The organism is Paenibacillus sp. ov031 (assembly GCF_900143165.1).
GTDB lineage: Bacteria > Bacillota > Bacilli > Paenibacillales > Paenibacillaceae > Paenibacillus > Paenibacillus marchantiae.
This window is the reverse complement of the sequence record NZ_FRDO01000003.1, coordinates 709829-729116: the sequence shown is the minus strand read 5'-3', so window position 1 is coordinate 729116 and position 19288 is coordinate 709829. Positions and strand designations below refer to the sequence as shown.

Below are 19288 nucleotides of genomic sequence, written 5' to 3'. Positions count from 1 at the left end.
AAATGATGCTGGACGTGATTAAAAAGGCGGCGGTCGCCGCTGTAGATGCCAAGTCTCCCGTTCAGGTAATGTACGGAAGCGTGACAAACACACAGCCTTTGGAGATCACCGTTGAACAACGGTTGACATTGGCTGAGCCTTTTCTGGTACTGCCGGAATCCGTAGTGAACAAAGCTTGGACCGTGGGTGACCATGTCTTGTTGTTACGTGTTCAAGGTGGAGACAGCTTTGTTGTGCTGGATCGGCTGGTGAATCCATGATTCCACATGGTGCGCAGATTAGCGCAGAAGATCAGGAAGAGGCTGCTGTGCTTCCAAGTTTGACGTATGTGTTTCAAGCTTCAGGACAGCGAATTGGAAGACTGCAACTGGATGGAAAAGATGCGGTAAAACAGGCGGTGTATAAAGCGTTGTCCACACGCCGCTACGAGCATCTAATCTATTCTTCGGATTACGGCATGGAATGGTCCTGGGAAGGAATGGCCGGGAGATCCATGGTTGAATCGGAACTGGAACGCTGGATTCGCGAAGCATTGCTTCCGGATGATCGTATATCGGATGTAACGGAGTTTGATTTTGTCCACGAGGCTGACGGGGTACGGGTTTCTTTTACCGTGGAAACGGATTTTGGCAGCTTTAGGGAAGAGACGGAGGTGAACATGGATGTATGAAGAGCAGACGTTTGAAGTTATTTTAAACCGAATGCTGGACAGGGTACCGGATGGTGTGGATAAACGTGAAGGCAGCATTATCTATGATGCGCTTGCGCCAGCGGCAGTGGAAATGGCTCAGATGTATATAGAGCTGGATGTGAACTCCAACCTGAAGTTTGCGGATACAGCATCTGGAGAGTATCTGGATCGTGCGGTGGCTTGGTCTGGCATTAGTCGGAAAGCGACCACGAAGGCACGTTGGGTTGGCAGTTTCCGGGATAACGAAGGAAAGCCTGTTGAAGTTCCTTTGGAGAGTCGTTTTTCCACTGGGGATCGGGTGTATGTTGTTGTGGAACGCATCGCGGCAGGGCAATATGTGTTGGAATGTGAGGTCGCGGGAGCGGAAGGTAATGAATATACGGGGGCACTGCTGCCCATCGATTATATTGCTGGTCTTACCACAGCCGAGTTGACACAGTTGCTGGTTCATGGAGAAGACGAGGAAACGGACCAAGCCTTATATGACCGATATCAGGATAAAGTTTCCCGTCCGGTCACGAGTGCGAACAAATATCAGTATGAGTTATGGGCAAGGGAAAACTCCGGTGTGGGCAAAGCGAAGGCTTTTCCACTGTGGGACGGGCCGGGTACAGTCAAAGTGGCATTGCTGAACAACGAAATGCAAACACCTGCTGAGGCGGTCATTAAGGCGGTGCAAGAGTATATCGATCCAACCCATGATGGAATGGGCGAAGGCACAGCTCCAATCGGACCTGTGGTCACAGTGGTGGGGGCGGAAGAAATACCCATCGATGTGGAGGTACAGGTTACGCTTGCTTCTGGTTCAACGTACGAGGGCGTGAAGAAACTGATTGAAACGGGAGTTACGGCGTATCTGAAAGAACTGGCTTTTGCCGATCCGTTGGTTCGTTGGACACGTATTGCCAATGTCATTCTGGATATCCCGCCTGTGATCGATTACAGTGATCTGCTGGTGAATGGTGGCATGTCCAATCTGGAGATCGCCCCCGGTGCAGTAGCCGTTCTTGGGACGGTGAAGGTGACATGAGTAAAGCAGAGGTATTAATGACACTTTTGCCCCCGTTGTATGAGAATGTGCTGGAGATGCAGCTTCTTACAGAGACCGAAGGTGTTGAGCTGGACAAGCTTACGGTGGGTTTGGAAAGTGTGCTAGACCAATTCTACCCGGAGTCTGCGACTTGGGCATTGGAGCGGTATGAGCGGGATTTGCAGATTCCTACAAATCAAGCCAAGCCGGATGATCAGCGGAGATCCGTAATCATTTCCAAAATGCGCGGCAGCGGCAAAGTCTCAGGCTCCATGCTCAAGAACGTGGCGCAGGCCTACGAAAGTGGCGGGATTGATGTATCCGTTTCGCCCGAGGAGTACTTGATCCGAATCCGCTTCATCGACACATGGGGCTTGCCGCCCAATCTGGATGATCTGAAAGCAGCAATTGAGGACATTAAACCGGCACATATGACTGTGGAGTATCGTCTACGGTATTTGACGATTGCGGAGGTTGAAAGCATGACACTGGAGGAGATCGAACAGACTCGGCAGGATAAATTTGCAGGAGGTGGAGCATAGATGAATGAACCAAAAACACCAAATTTGGGATTGAATAAGATTGACCGTTCCTCACCATCGACGACTAACTTTGATCTGGACAAGTATCTGGATCAGAACTGGGAGAAGGTTGATGAGAGTGTGGCGACTAAGGAAGATTTAGAGAAGCTTCGTGAAGCGGTGAGTGAGATAGATGTTCCCGATGCGTCTTTGACGCAGAAGGGTAAGGTTCAATTGTCAAATGCAATTGATAGCAACTCGGAAGATATGGCTGCTACGCCGAAAGCAGTGAAGATTGCAGTTAATGAAGCTATATCGGCAAAGCAGCTTGGAGTTGAGCAAAAAGCGAATGTGGTTGCCGCGCTTAACTCCATTGGTGTATTGGCATCCACATCGGACTCCTGGGCTCAGTTGATAAAGAAAATATCTGATATAAAAAAAGAAGTTATCCCGTCTCCTGGAGAAATTTTAATTTTTTCTGCAACAACCTCATATAACATGAACATATCTTCTAGTACTACTCCTACGAAATCGCTGACATACCGAATTGGTAGATCAGGAAAATACAGAATTAGATTTACGCTTGCGGCTGGTGGGAATGGCAGTTCGGTTGTCATGCGCTGTCAGTGTAGGATTTACAAAAATGGTCTTCCTTATGGTGTGCTTAGAACTACAAGCGAATTTTATCCTGGAACAACTTTCACAGAGGATTTAACTTTTGATGCTGGTGATCATTTAGAATTTTGGACAGCCTCTCCTGATGGCGGGTCATACCGATGGCCTTATTCAGTTGGAATGCCGTCTATCTACGCGAATGTCAACCCATATATCATTCCTGAAGTTGTATTTGTACCCTAGATTCAATTTAAAATAAGTTTATTTTTTGAGATAGATATTCAGATCATCTATAAGTTTAAGGTGGCACGCTTTAGAAGCATTTATCACTACAGTTATGGACAAAGATTATATTTCTATTAACCAATAATCCAAGGACTGAGCAGGGACGAATTGTCCTAAGTACAGTGACTATTTTTAGCAATAAAATATAAAAAGCCAAAGGAGGTGAAACCATGGAAAGATGGGACACTCTATGGAAATGGCTCCTCGCCCTAATAACCAGCTCAGCAACCTACTTCTTCGGAGGCTGGTCAGGCGTGCTCGGTGTCTTACTAGTTTTCGTAATCCTCGATTACCTGACAGGCATCGCAGCGGCAGGGATGACTGGCAAGCTGGAGAGTAATGTCGGGATGTTCGGCATCGCACGAAAGGTGTTTATATTTGCAATGGTATCGGTGGCACATCTGGTGGACGGTGTTCTGGGAGACGGACATTTGTTCAGGGATGCGGTCGCCTTTTTTTATATCGCAAATGAGTTGTTGTCTATAATTGAAAATGGGGGCAAGCTGGGCGCACCGATCCCGCCTGTAATCCGGCAGGCTATTGAAGTGCTCAAGGGCAAGGGAGGAACCGGGGAACTCCCCGGTAACTTCTCCCCGAGTACCAAAGACTCTTTTTCACAGGCAGATTCAGATGATACAGATTCACAAACTAGAGATGGCACAAAATAGTTACAACTCAGCCTTCCGACTTACCTTTTACCAACAATCAGGACACGCACACAAGCAACCCCTGATCCCCAAGCATTAACTATATACAAACGGCAATTTGCCGCATAAAGGGTGTGAGAAACATGCAAACAAGAAGCTCGGGCAACACACAGGGCATTGACGTCTCCCGTTACCAGGGCGCGATCGATTGGGCCAAAGTGAAGGCAAGCGGTATGACATTTGTGTTCATCAAGGCCACCGAAGGACAGACGTATATCGATCCGAATTTCCAAAAAAACGTAACTGGCGCACTGGCAGCGGGTATGCTGGTAGGGACGTATCATTTCTTCCGCGCGACGTCCACTGAAGCAGCCAAGGCCGAAGCGGCACATTATGCCAATACACTGCAAAAAGTAGGAGGCGCCAAGGCGCTGCAATTACCTCCTGTCATGGACTACGAGAACAATCCGGGTAACCTGAGCAAAGCTCAGATCAACACGGTAGCTAAGGCATTTTTAACGGAATTGCAACGTCTCACGGGTGTGAAACCGATCATATACACGGGCAATTCATTTGCTGGCAATTTTGAACCTTCGATGAACTCATACGATCTATGGATTGCGCGTTACAGCAACACACGTGTACCAGAAGACCAGCCGGCCTGGAAACGTTGGACGTTCTGGCAGTATACGGACTCGGGCAAGGTGAACGGGATCAGCGGCAACGTGGATATGAACGAGTTCCAAGGATCGGCAGCGGAATTGAAAGCAAAATATGCAACAGCAACACCAAAGCCACCCGAACCAACCAATCCCACGAATCCAACCGAACCACCGAAAGGGGGCGAACCGATGACAGCCGAAGAGAAAGCAGCGTTTGATGCGCTCAAATCCCAGGTCGATAAACTGCAGGCGCGCCAGCAGATGGAAGTTCCAGTCTGGGCGAAAGCGGCCGTTGACGCAGCACTGGCATATGACACCAAGAATCCGTTGTTCAGCATCGATAGTGGGGCGAGTTATGATTTTTACCGTTTTATCACGGTCATGTACCGCAGAGGTTTATTCAAAAAATAAGCTCACCTAACATAAAAATATAAGTTGGACCTGGTTTTAAAAGAGGGAACACAACAAGGGACACACGACACTTTTTGTCGAATAGTGTTCCTTTTTTGTGTTTTATGTAAATGATATTGACATATATAATAAAGTTGAAGACTTATGTCCGTAAATCTCTTGTCTAATTGATGAATGTGATGTAAAGTAAGTTACACGAAATCGTTTTTCACCACTGTTTATTTACACAAACCTCCTCATCATGACAAGACTTTAACATGAAAAGTTATTGTAATGTCTCCCTGTTGTAAAATCCAACATCTCTAGATCAATCTCACAACGTATTAAAACAATCCAATCCAACCTGCTTGAGAAACCACTTAAATGTCCTGTTTACCAACTTTCTGTTCCGGCTAATCGCCATCATTAGACGTTGCCAATTACACTTTAGCCATGACGTTTAACTCGCAGTCAAACCCTAAGCCAAGCCTTTAGCCAAACTGCATACCAAATTCCATACCAAACAACACTACCGTTCTCTCTAAATCAGTCTTTTAAGCCGCCACCAAGTCCGTACCATTCTACTGTTGCTTATTGACCTAAGTTCAATTATTACGCAACAACCACAGGCATTTACAACTCGTCAAATCATCCGAAAAAACTTACAAAATGTGTACGGTTACATCCCGTTTTACATTTCATATATACGCTTTTACTTATCCAGATTTACATGACAGGTATCAAAGGCATCTAATGCCTTTCAAATGATACAAAGCACCAAACCGATCGATTGTAATCATTGAAGTTTTTTCACGCCAGTATCACACACATTATGAGACAGGGAAGGGTGTTGTACGTATGCGAATGAGAAAAAAGTGGTTATCCGGGGTCATGGCAATGGCCATGAGCACAGTGTTGATTCTATCGGGCTGCTCCAGCGCCAGTAACGAGGGTACAGGTAATTCCCCCGTTCCGGCGGAAGGTAGTGAGCCTCCAGCAGAAGTGGCAGCACAGGATACAATGATTATGGGACGCGGCGGAGATTCTGTGGCGCTGGACCCGGCAATCGTTACGGATGGAGAGTCGTTGAAGATTGGACATCAGGTATTCGACTCATTGCTGGACTACAAAGAAGGTGGAACCGAGGTTGTTCCTGGACTGGCTGAGAGCTGGGAGATTTCGGCGGATGGACTCAAGTATGACTTCAAGCTGAAGTCTGGCGTGAAATTCCACGATGGTACGGATTTTAACGCAGAGGCTGTGGTGTTCAACTTCAACCGATGGAGTGATCCGGCTAGTGAATATAAATTTGAAGGAGATTCCTTCGACTATTACGATTCCATGTTCGGTCCGGAAGACGGACGCGTGATCAAGGAAGTAAAGGCGATTGACGAGACAACGGTCGAGTTCACCCTGAACCAGCCTCAAGCGCCTTTCCTGCAAAACATTGCGATGACGCCATTTGGCATTGCAAGTCCAACTGCGATTCAGGAGAAAAAGGAGAATTTCAAGAGCGAGCCAGTAGGCACAGGCCCGTTTGTATTCAAAGAGTGGAAGCGGAACGACTCCATCACCCTGGAGAAGAATCCGAATTATTGGAAAGAGGGACTGCCGAAGCTGAACAAAGTGATCGTGCGTTCGATTCCGGATAATACGGCTCGCTTCAATGCGCTGCAAAACGGAGAGATTGATATCATGGAGGATCTGAACCCGGACGATCTGTCCATCCTTGAGGGAAATAGTGAGCTGCAAAAAATCGAGCGTCCACCATTTAACGTGTCATACATTGGCTTCAACTTTAAGAAAAAACCGTTTGATAACGTGAAAGTAAGACAAGCGCTCAACCACGCGGTAAACAAACAGGGCATTATTGATGCTTTCTTTGCGGGACAAGCGCAGCCAGCGGTGAACCCGATGCCGCCAACACTGTGGGGGTATAACGATAGTATTGAGGACTATGCTTACGATCTGGAAAAAGCAAAAGCGTTGCTTGCCGAAGCCGGCTACCCTGACGGATTGCCTGACCCGGTAACATTTTATGCAATGCCAGTATCCCGGCCGTATATGCCTGACGGCAAGAAGGTTGCCGAAGCGATCCAGGCCGATTTTGAGAAAATCGGAGTGACCGTCAACATCGAATCACCAGAATGGGCAACTTATCTGGATGATGCCAAAGCCGGGGAGAAAGACGATATTTACATGCTTGGCTGGACCGGTGATAACGGTGACCCGGATAACTTCCTGTACACGCTGCTCGATAAGGATGCAATCCCGGGCAACAACCGCAGCTTCTACGTAAACGAAGAATTGCATACGTTGCTTACGAGTGCGCAGAAAGAAACGGATCAGGACAAACGTGCGGAACTGTACAAGCAAGCGCAAGTGATTATTAAGGAAGATGCTCCATGGATTCCACTTGTGCACACCACTCCTATTTTGGCTGGTAAAGCGAACCTGAAGGATTTTGTACCGTCCCCATTGGGCACGGAATCTTATGCTAATGCCTACTTCGAATAACTATATACGAGCTGAGTTAGTACTATCATGATTCATTAGTTCAAAGCGCTGGCGTACACGCAATGCTTGGCAGAACCCACATCAGGATGTAACGATCTAAAGCATGCATGTCTGCCAGCGCTTTTTATACGTTAAAGGCAGGTGAATGAGGAGTGAACAGTTACATCGTCAAACGTGTACTCGTGTTACTGCCCGTGCTGCTGGGCATGACCCTGATCGTCTTTTCCATTATCCACGCCATTCCGGGTGATCCGGCCGAGACCATACTCGGGCAAAAGGCAACCGAACAATCCAAGCAAGCTCTGCGTGACCAGCTCGGACTGGACAAACCATGGTTTCAACAATATTTCGCTTATCTGGGCGACCTGTTTAAGGGAGATCTGGGCACATCCATCCGCACCAAGGTTCCCATTGCCCAGGAAATTGTGCCCTATCTGACAGCGACCCTTGAATTAACGATGGCGAGTATGCTGTTTGCGATCATTATTGGCGTGAATGCAGGGATCGTCAGTGCTTGGAAACATAACTCGTGGTTTGATTACTGCTGCATGGTCATTGCATTGGTGGGTGTATCGATGCCAATCTTCTGGCTTGGGCTGATGGAGCAGTGGCTGTTTGCGAATAAACTGCACTGGCTGCCATCCATCGGCAGGATGAATGCGCGTGATCCGGTTGAAGCCATTACGGGCTTGTATGTGCTGGATACGATGATTGCCGGACGTTGGGATCAGCTGTGGACGGTAACGAAACATTTGCTGCTGCCAAGTATCGCGCTCGGCACAATTCCGATGGCCGTTATTGCCCGGATGACGCGTTCCAGCATGCTCGAGGTAATGAGTTCGGATTATATCCGAACCGCGAAGGCAAAGGGACTCGGCCCGTTTTTCGTCGTATATGGACATGCGTTGAAAAATGCGTTTATACCCGTGCTCACCGTCATCGGCATACAGACCGGATCTTTGCTGGGCGGAGCCGTACTGACTGAAACGATCTTTGCCTGGCCCGGTGTAGGTCGCTATATATATGAAGCAATTAGTTCTAGAGACTATCCGGTGATCCAGAGCGGCATTCTGATCGTGGCATTTTTCTTCGTAGTGATCAACCTGATTGTGGACTTGCTGTACGCCGTATTCGATCCACGTATTAGTTATAAATGAGTATGAACAGAAGGGAGACGCCGCATGGCCAAATTATCGACCAATACCGGAGCACCTATTGACGCCGCGTCGGCACCTGCATCAGGTCCATGGCGGGAAGCCTGGAGAACGTTTCGGAAAAATCGACTTGCGCTGGCAGGTTTGATCATTATCGTTTTTTTCATCCTGTTGGCCTTTGCTGCCCCGTATATTGCCCCGTATGACTACAAAGAGCAGGTGCTCGCAGATCGTCTGCAAGCCCCTTCGGCAGAGCATTGGTTTGGTACCGATGATCTCGGACGTGACGTATTTTCCAGAGTGCTGCATGGAGCGCGCATTTCATTGTGGGTTGGTTTCTTTTCTGTTATTGGCTCTATTATTGCGGGCGCTTTGCTCGGTCTGATTGCCGGATATTATGGAAAATGGGCAGACATGCTCATCTCACGTTTGTTCGATATCTTGCTCGCTTTCCCAGCTATCCTATTGGCAATCGCCATCGTGGCGATTCTAGGCCCGTCCTTACAAAATGCACTACTCGCGATTGCAATCGTGAACATCCCGACCTACGGACGACTGGTGCGTTCAAGGGTACTTAGCTTGAGACAGGAGGAATTCATTACGTCAGCGCGTACGCTGGGGGCTGGCAATATGCGAATTCTGTTCCGGCACATCTTGCCCAATAGTCTCACCCCGCTCATCGTACAAGGCACACTGGGGATTGGAACAGCGATTATTGAAGCAGCTGCGCTTGGGTTCCTCGGCATGGGGGCGCAACCCCCAGACCCGGAATGGGGCAAAATGCTGTCGGATTCCCGCCAGTTTCTGCAAAAAGCACCGTGGACGCTTATTTTCCCTGGACTTTCCATCATGTTCACCGTGCTCGGTTTCAACTTGCTCGGGGACGGCTTGCGCGACACCCTTGATCCAAAGATGGCCAAAAAGTAGAGGTTTGCATCTCTGGTTGCTCTTCTAGTTTCAACTCTAGTTGAATCTCTAACTAAGTCTACAACTCTGTTCCAATCTAACGAACCTAGGATGCCTTATTCTGCGATTTCTTGCCAATGCTGCCCGTACTCATTACAATTTGTATCCAAGCCGGTTCGAACTTTGGTTCGAGGCGGCTTTTGTGTTGCATGATGTATTGCGCTAAAATGGTTAGAGATGTGCAAAACTTAAAGTGTTACTCGATGATTTTGTTAAAATAACCGCCATCGTATTGACACCCAATTTTCCCATATGTTATATAAAAGGAAGGGTTTAGCACTCTGAACACCGGAGTGCTAACAAATGATGTTTTTACTACACGACTACATATGGAATGATTGTGTTTTTGAATATGGATTAAGTTAACTTTGAATAGGACATGAGAGTGGAATGAGCTAGAAAAGGCCTGGCATGCGAAAGATTGATCAATAGATTTTCAATTGAGAAAATCTCAATGTTTAAAATCAGTTCCTGATCAGATGCAAAAGTAGTGGAGGGGACGAAATCGATTTGGAGGAAGCGAAGCGTTCGCCTAAAAGCTTTCTGAAGGAAAGCTGCTACGGAAGCATACGCTATCCCCTAATTTCTCCCTTTTCAAAAAGGGAATCAAAGAAATTCGGGGATAACAGCGATCCGAAAAACGATTCGTAACCGGAACGGCTAGACCGCAGAAAATCATGCACTTATTTTAAATGAACGATTGATTGAATCAAAATAATCTAGTGATCAAAGCGATTAAAGGTTTTTCTAGTAACGTAATATTCTGCATGGGAGTATTCAAAGGTTTACTTTCTATATTCAATCAAATCATTCTATATCCAATTTGAAAGGAGACACCCATTCATGGCTAAAAAAGAATTTCAGGCTGAATCCAAACGCTTGCTGGATATGATGATCAACTCCATCTACACTCAAAGAGAAATCTTTTTGAGAGAACTGATCTCCAACTCCAGTGACGCCATTGACAAAATATATTACAAAGCACTCACGGACGACACACTCGTCTTCAACAAAGAGGACTACTACATCAAGCTCACCATCGACAAAGAGAACCGCACGCTCACGCTGACCGATACAGGAATTGGGATGACGCAGGAAGAGCTGGAGAACAATCTGGGGGTTATCGCGAAGAGCGGCTCGCTGGCGTTCAAGAAAGAGAATGAAGCCAAAGACGGCCACAACATCATCGGACAATTCGGGGTTGGTTTCTACTCCGCATTTATGGTGGCGGACAAGCTGACGGTAACGAGTAAAACGCTGGGCAGCGACGAAGCATGGAAATGGGAATCCGAAGGTGCGGACGGATACACGATCTCTCCAGCCGAGAAAGATTCCGTGGGTACGGAAATCGTCCTGACGATCAAACAAAATACCGAAGAAGATTCCTATGACGAATTTTTGGAAGAGTACCGCCTGAGATCCATCATCAAGAAATACTCCGACTTCATTCGCTACCCGATCAAGATGGATGTGACAGGTCAGCGTCCAAAAGAGGGTACGGAGAACGAGTTCGAGGAGTACAAAGAAGAGCAAACCGTGAACAGCATGGTGCCGATCTGGCGTAAAAATAAAAGCGAACTGACCGAAGAAGACTACAACAACTTCTATATGGAAAAACGCTACGGTTTTGACAAACCGCTCAAACACTTGCACATCAGCGCTGATGGCGCAGTGGTATATAATGCGATCCTGTTTATTCCGGAGAACACACCGTTTGATTATTATACAAAAGAGTATGAAAAAGGGCTTGAACTGTACTCTAATGGTGTATTGATCATGGATAAATGCGGTGATTTGCTGCCAGATTACTTTGGATTTGTAAAAGGTATGGTCGATTCCGAGGATCTGTCTCTGAACATTTCCCGTGAAATGCTGCAACATGACCGTCAACTCAGCCTGATTGCGAAGAACATCAAGAACAAGATCAAGAGCCAACTGCAAAGCTTGCTCAAGGACGAGCGTGAGAATTACGAGAAATTCTATCAAGCGTTTGGCCGTCAGCTGAAGTATGGCGTATACAGCGACTATGGCGTGAACAAGGATACCCTGCAGGATCTGCTTTTGTTCTCTTCTTCCAAAGAGAAGAAATTGGTTAGTCTGGACGAGTACGTTTCCAGAATGCCGGAAGATCAGAAGTACATCTACTACGCATCCGGTGAATCCATTGAACGGATTGAGAAGCTGCCACAGATCGAGGGTGTACTCGACAAAGGTTATGAAGTATTGTACTTCACCGACGACATTGATGAGTTTGCAATCAAGATGATCACGAATTATAAAGAGAAAGAATTCAAATCCATCTCCAGCGGTGACCTGGGCATCGAGGACAGTGCAGACAAAGAAGAGACGGACGCACAGGACAACGACAACAAAGAGTTGTTCGAAGCGATGCAAGCGCAGCTTGGCGGCAAAGTAAAAGCTGTTAAAGCTTCCAAGCGCCTGAGAAGCCACCCAGTATGTTTGTCCACTGAAGGTGAGCTGACGATTGAGATGGAGAAAATCCTGAAAGCCATGCCGAACAGCGAAAATGTACAGGCAGATAAAGTTCTGGAGATCAACGTAAATCACGATGTTTTCAAATCCCTCAAAGACGCATTCGCACAAGATAAAGAAAAACTAAGCCTTTACACAAGCTTGTTGTATCATCAAGCATTGCTGATCGAAGGACTGCCAATTCAAGACCCGGTAGAGTTTACCAACGATATCTGCAAGGTTATGGTCTAAAATCCGCAATACTGCAGTAATACAACCGGTGTAATAAGAAAGCAGGATTACAACATTTTACGTAACGTAAGGGTTTAAGGTACGGTAGAGTTCTTCTGTAACCTGCAACGGCCTAACCCTTGCAACCACCATCTGCACTCCGACAGGGTATTTCCTTCCTGTCGGTTTTTTTTATTGTATCTTACCTAAGGGGAGGGGACGTGAGAGACAGAGAATCATTGAAGTAATAAATGACATCAAGATTTGTTAATAAGAAACAGCGGAAGTAATGAAGGGATGGAATTGATTCTGGAGACAAAAAATGATCGGAAGAACGATCCATAACCGGAACGGCCGCCGATGCACATTAAGCAATAATATTTCATGTATTTGAACTGTCTGAATATGAACTTTCATAGTGGAACTGTCGTACCTCATTTTACAATTCGTGATAATAACAAAATGAAGCTATGTAGGTAAGTCATTTGTTATAAATAATGGTTCCTCCAGATGTAATTTTCAAAAAAATGAATGGAACTATTTTTTACTGAAAAATTACTTTGGCATTGATACAAACCATTGTCCATGATACAATTTGTATCAAAAGCGATGTTGAGAGGTGAAAGTATATTAAAGCATTATTCGCACCTAAACCTTTTGATAATTATTTTAAAATTTGGGCCGTTGTTTTACCTATAAATTCTTGGGTTTTAATGCCTTCAAATCCAGGAACCACGCCTGGGTTACTTTTATCCTTGTTATCAGTTGTTTTTGTGCTTTTATTTGCTATTAGTCTAAAATTCAAAAACAATATGGAAGTTAAACAGGTAACAAATTATTTTTATAGAGATATAATTATTTTCGTTTACGTGTTAACGCTATTTAACGGTTTAGCACAATTAACTGTCTTATTCAAAATGAATGAAGGATATGACTACAACTTTGTGCACAATGTTATATTAGTTAACGAAAATGGGCATGTATTTTTAAGAACTAGCCTATTTACTCAATCCATATATCTTATTGCTGCTTCAATAATTTGCTTTTACACTAAGTATTTTTACAAGAAAGAGTGGAATAAGTACATATTCATAGGTACTTCTATATTTCTTATTTATGGGTTTTACGAATGGATTTATTATTTAGTATTTGGAACAACTGGAGACTTTTTAAGTAACAGAGTATTTGCTTTAGATATTAACGGTGATCCTAGATTGGGGAGCATGAGTCAGAGAACTGATGCTTTTGGAATAAACACACTCAGAATGAAGAGTCTAACAGGAGAGCCAAGCGCTTTCGCGCTAACTGTATTACCTCTCTGGGTATTCGCAATACATTTACGCAAACCTTTATTCCATATCCCCATGCTAATAGCATTAATTTTATCTACCTCATCAACCGCATTTTTAGGAATACTGATTTATTTCATCTATAGAGTTTTGCGTTATCATTTAAAAGATAGGTATTGTCAAATACTAATATATTTTTCCACAATTTTAGTTATCCTAAATTATAAAAGGGTTGCATCTGTTCTTGAATTCTTACTATTTAATAAGATTGATTCCCACTCTGGAAATCAAAGATCCTCTTCTATGTTCACACATCTAGAATATTTTTCTCATATGCCATTTTTCAATAAGTTGTTCGGGCTTGGATTTGGATATGTTCGCTCAACCGATTTTTTCTCAACATTATTGGTTAATAGCGGTATCCTTGGATTTATTTTCTTTAGTATATTTTTCTTATATCCAATGTTCAAATTAAAGAGAAACTATTTTAATGATGGTCTTAAAATTTCTTTGCTAATAATTTATGTCTCCTTAATGATATCCGTCCCGGAATTTTCCTACTTGACTACATGGTTATTTTTGGGGATAAGTTACAATCAGCTAGCTAGAGAAAAAAAATCAACTATTCTTCATAATTTGAATCCCGCAAAATTTCAATCATCAAAAGTAATGTGAATATGTAGGGACTTAGAATTAAATGTTCGGTAAAGTAGATTTCTCATTCTTTGAGGGATACTTTACCGAACTTTTTTTTAGAGAATTTAATCAATGGAATACGTTGTACTTATTAATTCAACTTTCGCACCTAGAATGTTAACTTAAACCCTTAAAGGCGTAAGTAAGAATTCAATACAGTTACTTCTATTGACAAAAAAACACCTCGCTTCTTTGATTCATGGGAGCTTTGAGCAACCATGAAAAAGAAAGGTGTATAAACCTATGTTACAACAACATTCCTTGTCCAAACAACCTCGTTTTTCTAAACTTTTTGCTACGCTTCACATCGTGAAAGCCCTCAGGCATGCAGCTATTTCCAAATCGTTTGCCCTTTCGATTTTAGCGATTTTTAGAGCTGAGAAAATTTGAGTAAATTGTGATTTCATTTTATATCATTATCATTTAGGTGCACGGATGATAGTCTGGCAGGGTATAATAAGAGAAGACGACTGTGCATCACAAGTTGATGTGAGAAGAGATGACAATCGCAGACAGGTTTTGCTTTTCGAAACTGCAGAATATGTGTATAATCACTCAAAATAGAGACAGTCGGCTAGGAGTGATCAACATGCAATGGAACGATCTGAGAGAACATAGACAATACCCTGAACTAACGAAACTGGACGGGGCTCGTGCAGCCTATGAGCGCGACTATTCCAGACTGATACATTCACCGACTTTTCGTCGGCTGCAAGGCAAATCGCAGGTGTTTGGCGCAGGAACGGGCGATTATTATCGAACACGATTGACCCACTCCCTGGAGGTGGCGCAGATTGCGCGAGAAGCAGCAAGAAGCTTGCTGCGTCGCTACCCGGAGGTGGAGTTGAACCAGGCGAACAGCCCCGGACTGATTATTGATTCGGAAGTGGTGGAGTGTGCCGCGATTGCGCATGACTTCGGCCACCCGCCTTTTGGGCATAAAGGGGAAGAAGTGCTGGATGGCATCCTCGATGATCTCATCAACACAGAGGCCAAGAAAATCATGAAGAAAAATCGCGGGGCCAACTCACCTCAACCGGAACCGGAAATTCGTGCAGAGCTCAAGCGGAAGTATGAGCACTTTGAAGGCAACGCGCATAACTTCCGTCTCATTATGTATTTGGAAAAACGGGAAGATATCGATGGGCTGAACCTGTCGGATGCGGTGCTGCTTGGCATCAATAAGTACCCGTATCCTGGCACGGAGAGCAAGAAAGGTATGTATCATCATGAATGGCAGTATATCCGCGAGATTCGCGATCGTTGGAACATTCCTGCTGGCAAAAAGACGCTTGAAGCGCAGCTTATGGACCTCTGCGACGATATTGCGTATTCCGCACATGATCTGGAAGATGGCATTAAGGCAGGTAAAATCGAAGTACACGAGCATTTCCTGCAAGATCCACATATCAATCGATTGATTGTGGATAAGATTACCACACTGGAGGATCTGTTCTGGAACGGATGGAAAAGGGAAGCGATTGGGAAAAAAGTCGAAGAAGTCCTCGCTTCGTTCCTGCGCATCTGGAATGAAAAGATGCCTTTCTGCGAGCATGATTACTCACGTACCCGCCGTGAGGTCAAGGCCTACTGGGTCAGCCTTTTTGTTGCTAGCCTGGGGGTTATTGATAACGGAGACTGGAAAAAGGTGACGTTTGTCCGTGAAGGAGCCGAGGATCTCGATATGCTGCGCACGGTGAGTGTGCTTAAGAGCTTTGCCTGGGTGACCATGATTCGTGACCTTCGTGTGCAGAGGTTGCAAAAGCGCAGTGAATGGATAATCAAGCGTCTGTGGGATGCTTTCCTTGACCCGGAAACGTCTAAATCCATTATTCCATCCGATTGGCTGCAACGCTATGAGAAGGATCAGGCGAAGGCGAATCCGATCTGGACTTGGGAGCATATGGTGATTGATTATATTGCCGGGATGACGGATGCTTTTGCCGAGAAAATCTACAATGAACTTTATGGTCTCAAGGTCGGTTCCATCTACGATCTAGATTAGAGATAAGCATGACGAAGGGAGATGAGACGCTTGGGTGCGAACATCAGTGGAAAATACAATCTGGGCGTACTTGACCTTGTTCCAAGGTTGAACGGCGCCACAGCAGAACAGGCGCTGCAACAATCCGTTAGACTTGCGCAGCATGCTGAAGCGTGGAACTATTCAAGGTACTGGACGTCTGAGCACCATGACATGGACGAACTTGCATCAGCATCACCGGAAGTGCTGCTTGCCCATATTGGCGCGCGAACGAACACGATCCAGCTTGGCTCCGGTGCCGTACTGTTACCGCACTATAGCCCGCTTAAGGTAGCGGAGTCGTTCCGACTGCTGGCGGCGCTCTACCCGGGGCGCATTGAGTTAGGCTTGGGACGTGCTCCTGGGGGAGGTCCCCATGCAACGATGGCCTTGAGTGGCAATTACTTGCAACATGTGTCCAAGTTGCCTGAGTCGCTCGCTGCACTGACCGAACTGCTGGAAGATCGTTACACTTATGAGGAACATCCGGTGACGGCCCGTCCGATTCCGGAGCTTCCATTATCCTTATGGATGTTGGGTACCAACGTGAAGAGTGCTGAGTTTGCCGCTCGCTTCGGTATGGGGTATGTATTCGGACAATTCATGAGTGATGCGGATGGTACGGAGGCTGTGCGGCGTTATCGGGAGGGCTTTATCCCCAGCGCCAATAGGAAAGAGCCGGAGGTTATGGTTGCTGTAAGTGTGCTGTGTGCGGAGACGCAGGAAGAAGCGTTGTCCTGTAGCCGCGAAATGGCGGAGAAACGCAGAGCTGTTGGGAAAGAGATTCCAACGCAATCTGACAACATCAACACAAGTACCAGCGCCAACGCCGATACCGATGCCAATGAGAATGATGTACATCGACATTATGCCGGTACACCTGAACAGGTCTGGAATCAGTTGCAGCAGGTGTGCCAAAGGCTAAATACGGATCGGCTGCTTGTGGTGACAACTGGACCAGATTACGAGCGAAGGTTGGCCTCTTACAAGCTACTGGCGAACGCATAAGAGGGCGACTGTTAGCCGTTATGATACAAAGAATGGCTGGTTTCATACCCGCCATCTGCATGGAGTCAAATTGTAAGAGCTGCAGATCGGATATTTGCCGTATGCTGCAGCTCTTTTTTGCTTCATTTTAGTCTTAATTTTACATCCTTCGATTCCGTTCAACAGATGATGTGAAATAATCACAAGATTTTACAAAATAAAGCATGACTAAAACAAAAGAATGTTATAATACTTTACGTCTCTTTTCCTATAGATATAATATAGAAAAGAGTATTTTGCAAGATGCCAAAAGAAGGGTAAAACAACGACAAAAGCACCTAAAATACGGAAGTGGCCGAAGATGGGCACAAGGGGGAAATCACATGTTCAGCAGATTCAGGATCAAGAGTATCGGTCTGCGTATCAGCATCGCGTTCTATCTATTAATCCTCTGTTTAATTCTTCTTAGTGTCACGATTGTTACACAAATGAACTCGATGGAAAAAAACACGAATATGATCACCAATAACTGGATGCCCTCCATCCAGCAGATTAACCGATTGAATTATACAACAGAACATATTCTGTCATTGAGCTATCGTCACTTTGATGCACAGGCAGGGGCCAAAGCGGACCTTGCTGAAGAGCGCACCAAATACATTCGCGAAACGGCTCAGGCTATTAAAATATATGATCAACAGCAAAAGACGGCTGAAGAAAAAGAACATTGGGAAGCATTAAAGACCAAGTGGGAAGCTTACCTCAAAATCAACACGCAATCCATCAAGCTGAGTGATGAAGGTCAGGAACAACTGGCTAAGGAAGTATCTGAAAAAGGGGCTGCCTCCTTCGATGCCATGCAAGTCCATCTGGACTATCTGGTGGATTACAATCAGGAGCAGTCCGATCTCTCTGCGGCTCAGACGATCAGATCCGTCCAAGATGGACGAATCATTATCGTCATTGGTGTTCTCGTGATGATTATCATTACAGCAATTGCGATCCCTATTATCCGTTCACAAGTCGTTAAACCACTGCTTCGGGTGATCAGTGCCGTGAAACTGATTGCGGAAGGTCAATTGAATGTCCAGGACATACATACCAAACATGAAGACGAAGTTGGTGTACTTGCCAAAGCCGTGAATGACATGAAAGGTAATCTGACCTCGATGGTATTGAATGTCAGACGAATCGCTGAAGCCGTCAATCGTCAAAGCAGCGAACTGGCCATTTCCTCTGAAGAGGTTAAGATCGGCAGTCGCCAAATTGCCTTAACGATGGAAGAGTCGGCAAAAGCGGCGGAGAGTCAGGCGGAAACGGCTGTTGAATCCGCCCGTACCGTCGAGGGGCTGAACGCAAATATTCAGCAACATTCGGAACAGGGGAATCAGCTTCGTCTGATGTCAGAACTGATTCTGAAACAAGGACAGACAGGTCGCGAGTCCATGGAGCAATCCGTGAACCAAATGCTACAGATTGCTGGCGCAGTTTCCTCTTCCATGAACAAGATGGAACAGCTGGACCGCAAAAACGAAGATATATCGCAGTTGGTTCAAGTTATTCATGACATTGCGCGCCAGACCAACCTGCTCGCATTGAATGCTTCCATTGAAGCTGCCCGTGCAGGAGAGAGTGGACGCGGATTTGCAGTTGTTGCAGCAGAAGTGCGGAAGTTGTCCGAAGCCGTTCGGACTTCTGTAGAAGAGATTACCGTCATCACCGAGGATATCCAGAAGGATTCTCAGGGTGTTGTTGAGGAATTGCGAACAGGTGTACTGGAAACAGAACGAGGGCAGCAGCAAGTACGTAATTCCGGCAATCTGTTCCGTACCATTAATGAGTCGGTAGAGGGTATGGTTCAAGTCATTGGTACAATGACGGATGGTCTGGAAGGTATGCAGGAAGCGAGCGGACGCATGAATGATTTCAGTCAACAAATCTCGGCAGTGTCAGAGGAATCCGCGGCAAGTGTTGAGGAAGTGTCAGCGTCAGCCGAAGAACAAGTGAGTTCAATGGAAACGATTAGCGGCAATATTCAAACCTTGAAAGATCTGTCCGAGGATCTGCTTTCTTCCATTGAAAAATTAAAAATATAAAACCTCTTCTTATAAT

15 protein-coding genes are annotated in these 19288 nt (G+C 45.6%); all 15 read left to right on the top strand.

Annotated features, from left to right (window positions below; all coding sequences use genetic code 11):
- The first annotated feature begins 2 nt into the window (after positions 1-2).
- The 15 genes from BUA17_RS17210 (at position 3) to BUA17_RS17140 (ending at position 19272) form a co-directional block, all read left to right on the top strand.
- Positions 3-260 carry a DUF2577 family protein gene (locus BUA17_RS17210; RefSeq protein ID WP_170867869.1) on the top strand — a complete coding sequence of 86 codons (258 nt, stop codon included), beginning with the start codon at positions 3-5 and terminating at the stop codon, positions 258-260.
- Positions 257-670 carry a DUF2634 domain-containing protein gene (locus BUA17_RS17205; protein ID WP_072734373.1) on the top strand — a complete coding sequence of 138 codons (414 nt, stop codon included), beginning with the start codon at positions 257-259 and terminating at the stop codon, positions 668-670. The genes BUA17_RS17210 and BUA17_RS17205 overlap by 4 nt, the downstream gene beginning before the upstream one ends.
- Positions 663-1721, top strand: a complete 1059-nt coding sequence (locus tag BUA17_RS17200) for a baseplate J/gp47 family protein (RefSeq protein WP_072734372.1) — start codon at positions 663-665, stop codon at positions 1719-1721. The genes BUA17_RS17205 and BUA17_RS17200 overlap by 8 nt, the downstream gene beginning before the upstream one ends.
- Positions 1718-2263 (top strand): putative phage tail protein, encoded by a 546-nt coding sequence (locus tag BUA17_RS17195; protein WP_072734371.1) that lies wholly within the window; start codon positions 1718-1720, stop codon positions 2261-2263. Before BUA17_RS17200 ends, BUA17_RS17195 begins: the two co-directional genes overlap by 4 nt.
- Positions 2264-3100: a tail fiber protein gene (locus BUA17_RS17190; RefSeq protein ID WP_072734370.1), complete on the top strand. Its 837-nt coding sequence runs from the start codon at positions 2264-2266 to the stop codon at positions 3098-3100.
- 212 nt (positions 3101-3312) lie between these two features.
- On the top strand, positions 3313-3810 hold the full coding sequence (locus tag BUA17_RS17185) for a phage holin family protein (protein ID WP_072734369.1): 498 nt from the start codon (positions 3313-3315) through the stop codon (positions 3808-3810).
- Between the two features lie 122 nt (positions 3811-3932).
- Complete coding sequence (locus tag BUA17_RS17180; RefSeq protein ID WP_072734368.1) at positions 3933-4862, top strand: glycoside hydrolase family 25 protein; 930 nt, start codon at positions 3933-3935, stop codon at positions 4860-4862.
- Between the two features lie 843 nt (positions 4863-5705).
- Positions 5706-7358, top strand: coding sequence for an ABC transporter substrate-binding protein (locus BUA17_RS17175; RefSeq protein WP_072734455.1), 1653 nt, complete (start codon positions 5706-5708; stop codon positions 7356-7358).
- Between the two features lie 152 nt (positions 7359-7510).
- Complete coding sequence (locus BUA17_RS17170; RefSeq protein ID WP_072734367.1) at positions 7511-8515, top strand: ABC transporter permease; 1005 nt, start codon at positions 7511-7513, stop codon at positions 8513-8515.
- Positions 8516-8539: 24 nt separating this feature from the next.
- Entirely contained in the window at positions 8540-9439 is a 900-nt protein-coding gene (gene nikC / locus BUA17_RS17165; protein ID WP_072734366.1) for a nickel transporter permease, read from the top strand.
- Positions 9440-10321: 882 nt separating this feature from the next.
- Positions 10322-12202, top strand: a complete 1881-nt coding sequence (htpG, locus tag BUA17_RS17160; protein ID WP_072734365.1) for a molecular chaperone HtpG — start codon at positions 10322-10324, stop codon at positions 12200-12202.
- 734 nt (positions 12203-12936) lie between these two features.
- Positions 12937-14145, top strand: a complete 1209-nt coding sequence (locus BUA17_RS17155; RefSeq protein WP_072734364.1) for a hypothetical protein — start codon at positions 12937-12939, stop codon at positions 14143-14145.
- Between the two features lie 610 nt (positions 14146-14755).
- On the top strand, positions 14756-16171 hold the full coding sequence (gene dgt / locus BUA17_RS17150) for a deoxyguanosinetriphosphate triphosphohydrolase family protein (RefSeq protein ID WP_072734363.1): 1416 nt from the start codon (positions 14756-14758) through the stop codon (positions 16169-16171).
- A gap of 30 nt (positions 16172-16201) precedes the next feature.
- The gene (locus tag BUA17_RS17145; protein WP_244552167.1) at positions 16202-17197 is read left to right on the top strand and encodes an LLM class flavin-dependent oxidoreductase; all 996 of its coding nucleotides are present in this window, start codon (positions 16202-16204) and stop codon (positions 17195-17197) included.
- A gap of 362 nt (positions 17198-17559) precedes the next feature.
- Positions 17560-19272, top strand: a complete 1713-nt coding sequence (locus BUA17_RS17140; RefSeq protein WP_072734362.1) for a methyl-accepting chemotaxis protein — start codon at positions 17560-17562, stop codon at positions 19270-19272.
- Positions 19273-19288: the final 16 nt, after the last annotated feature.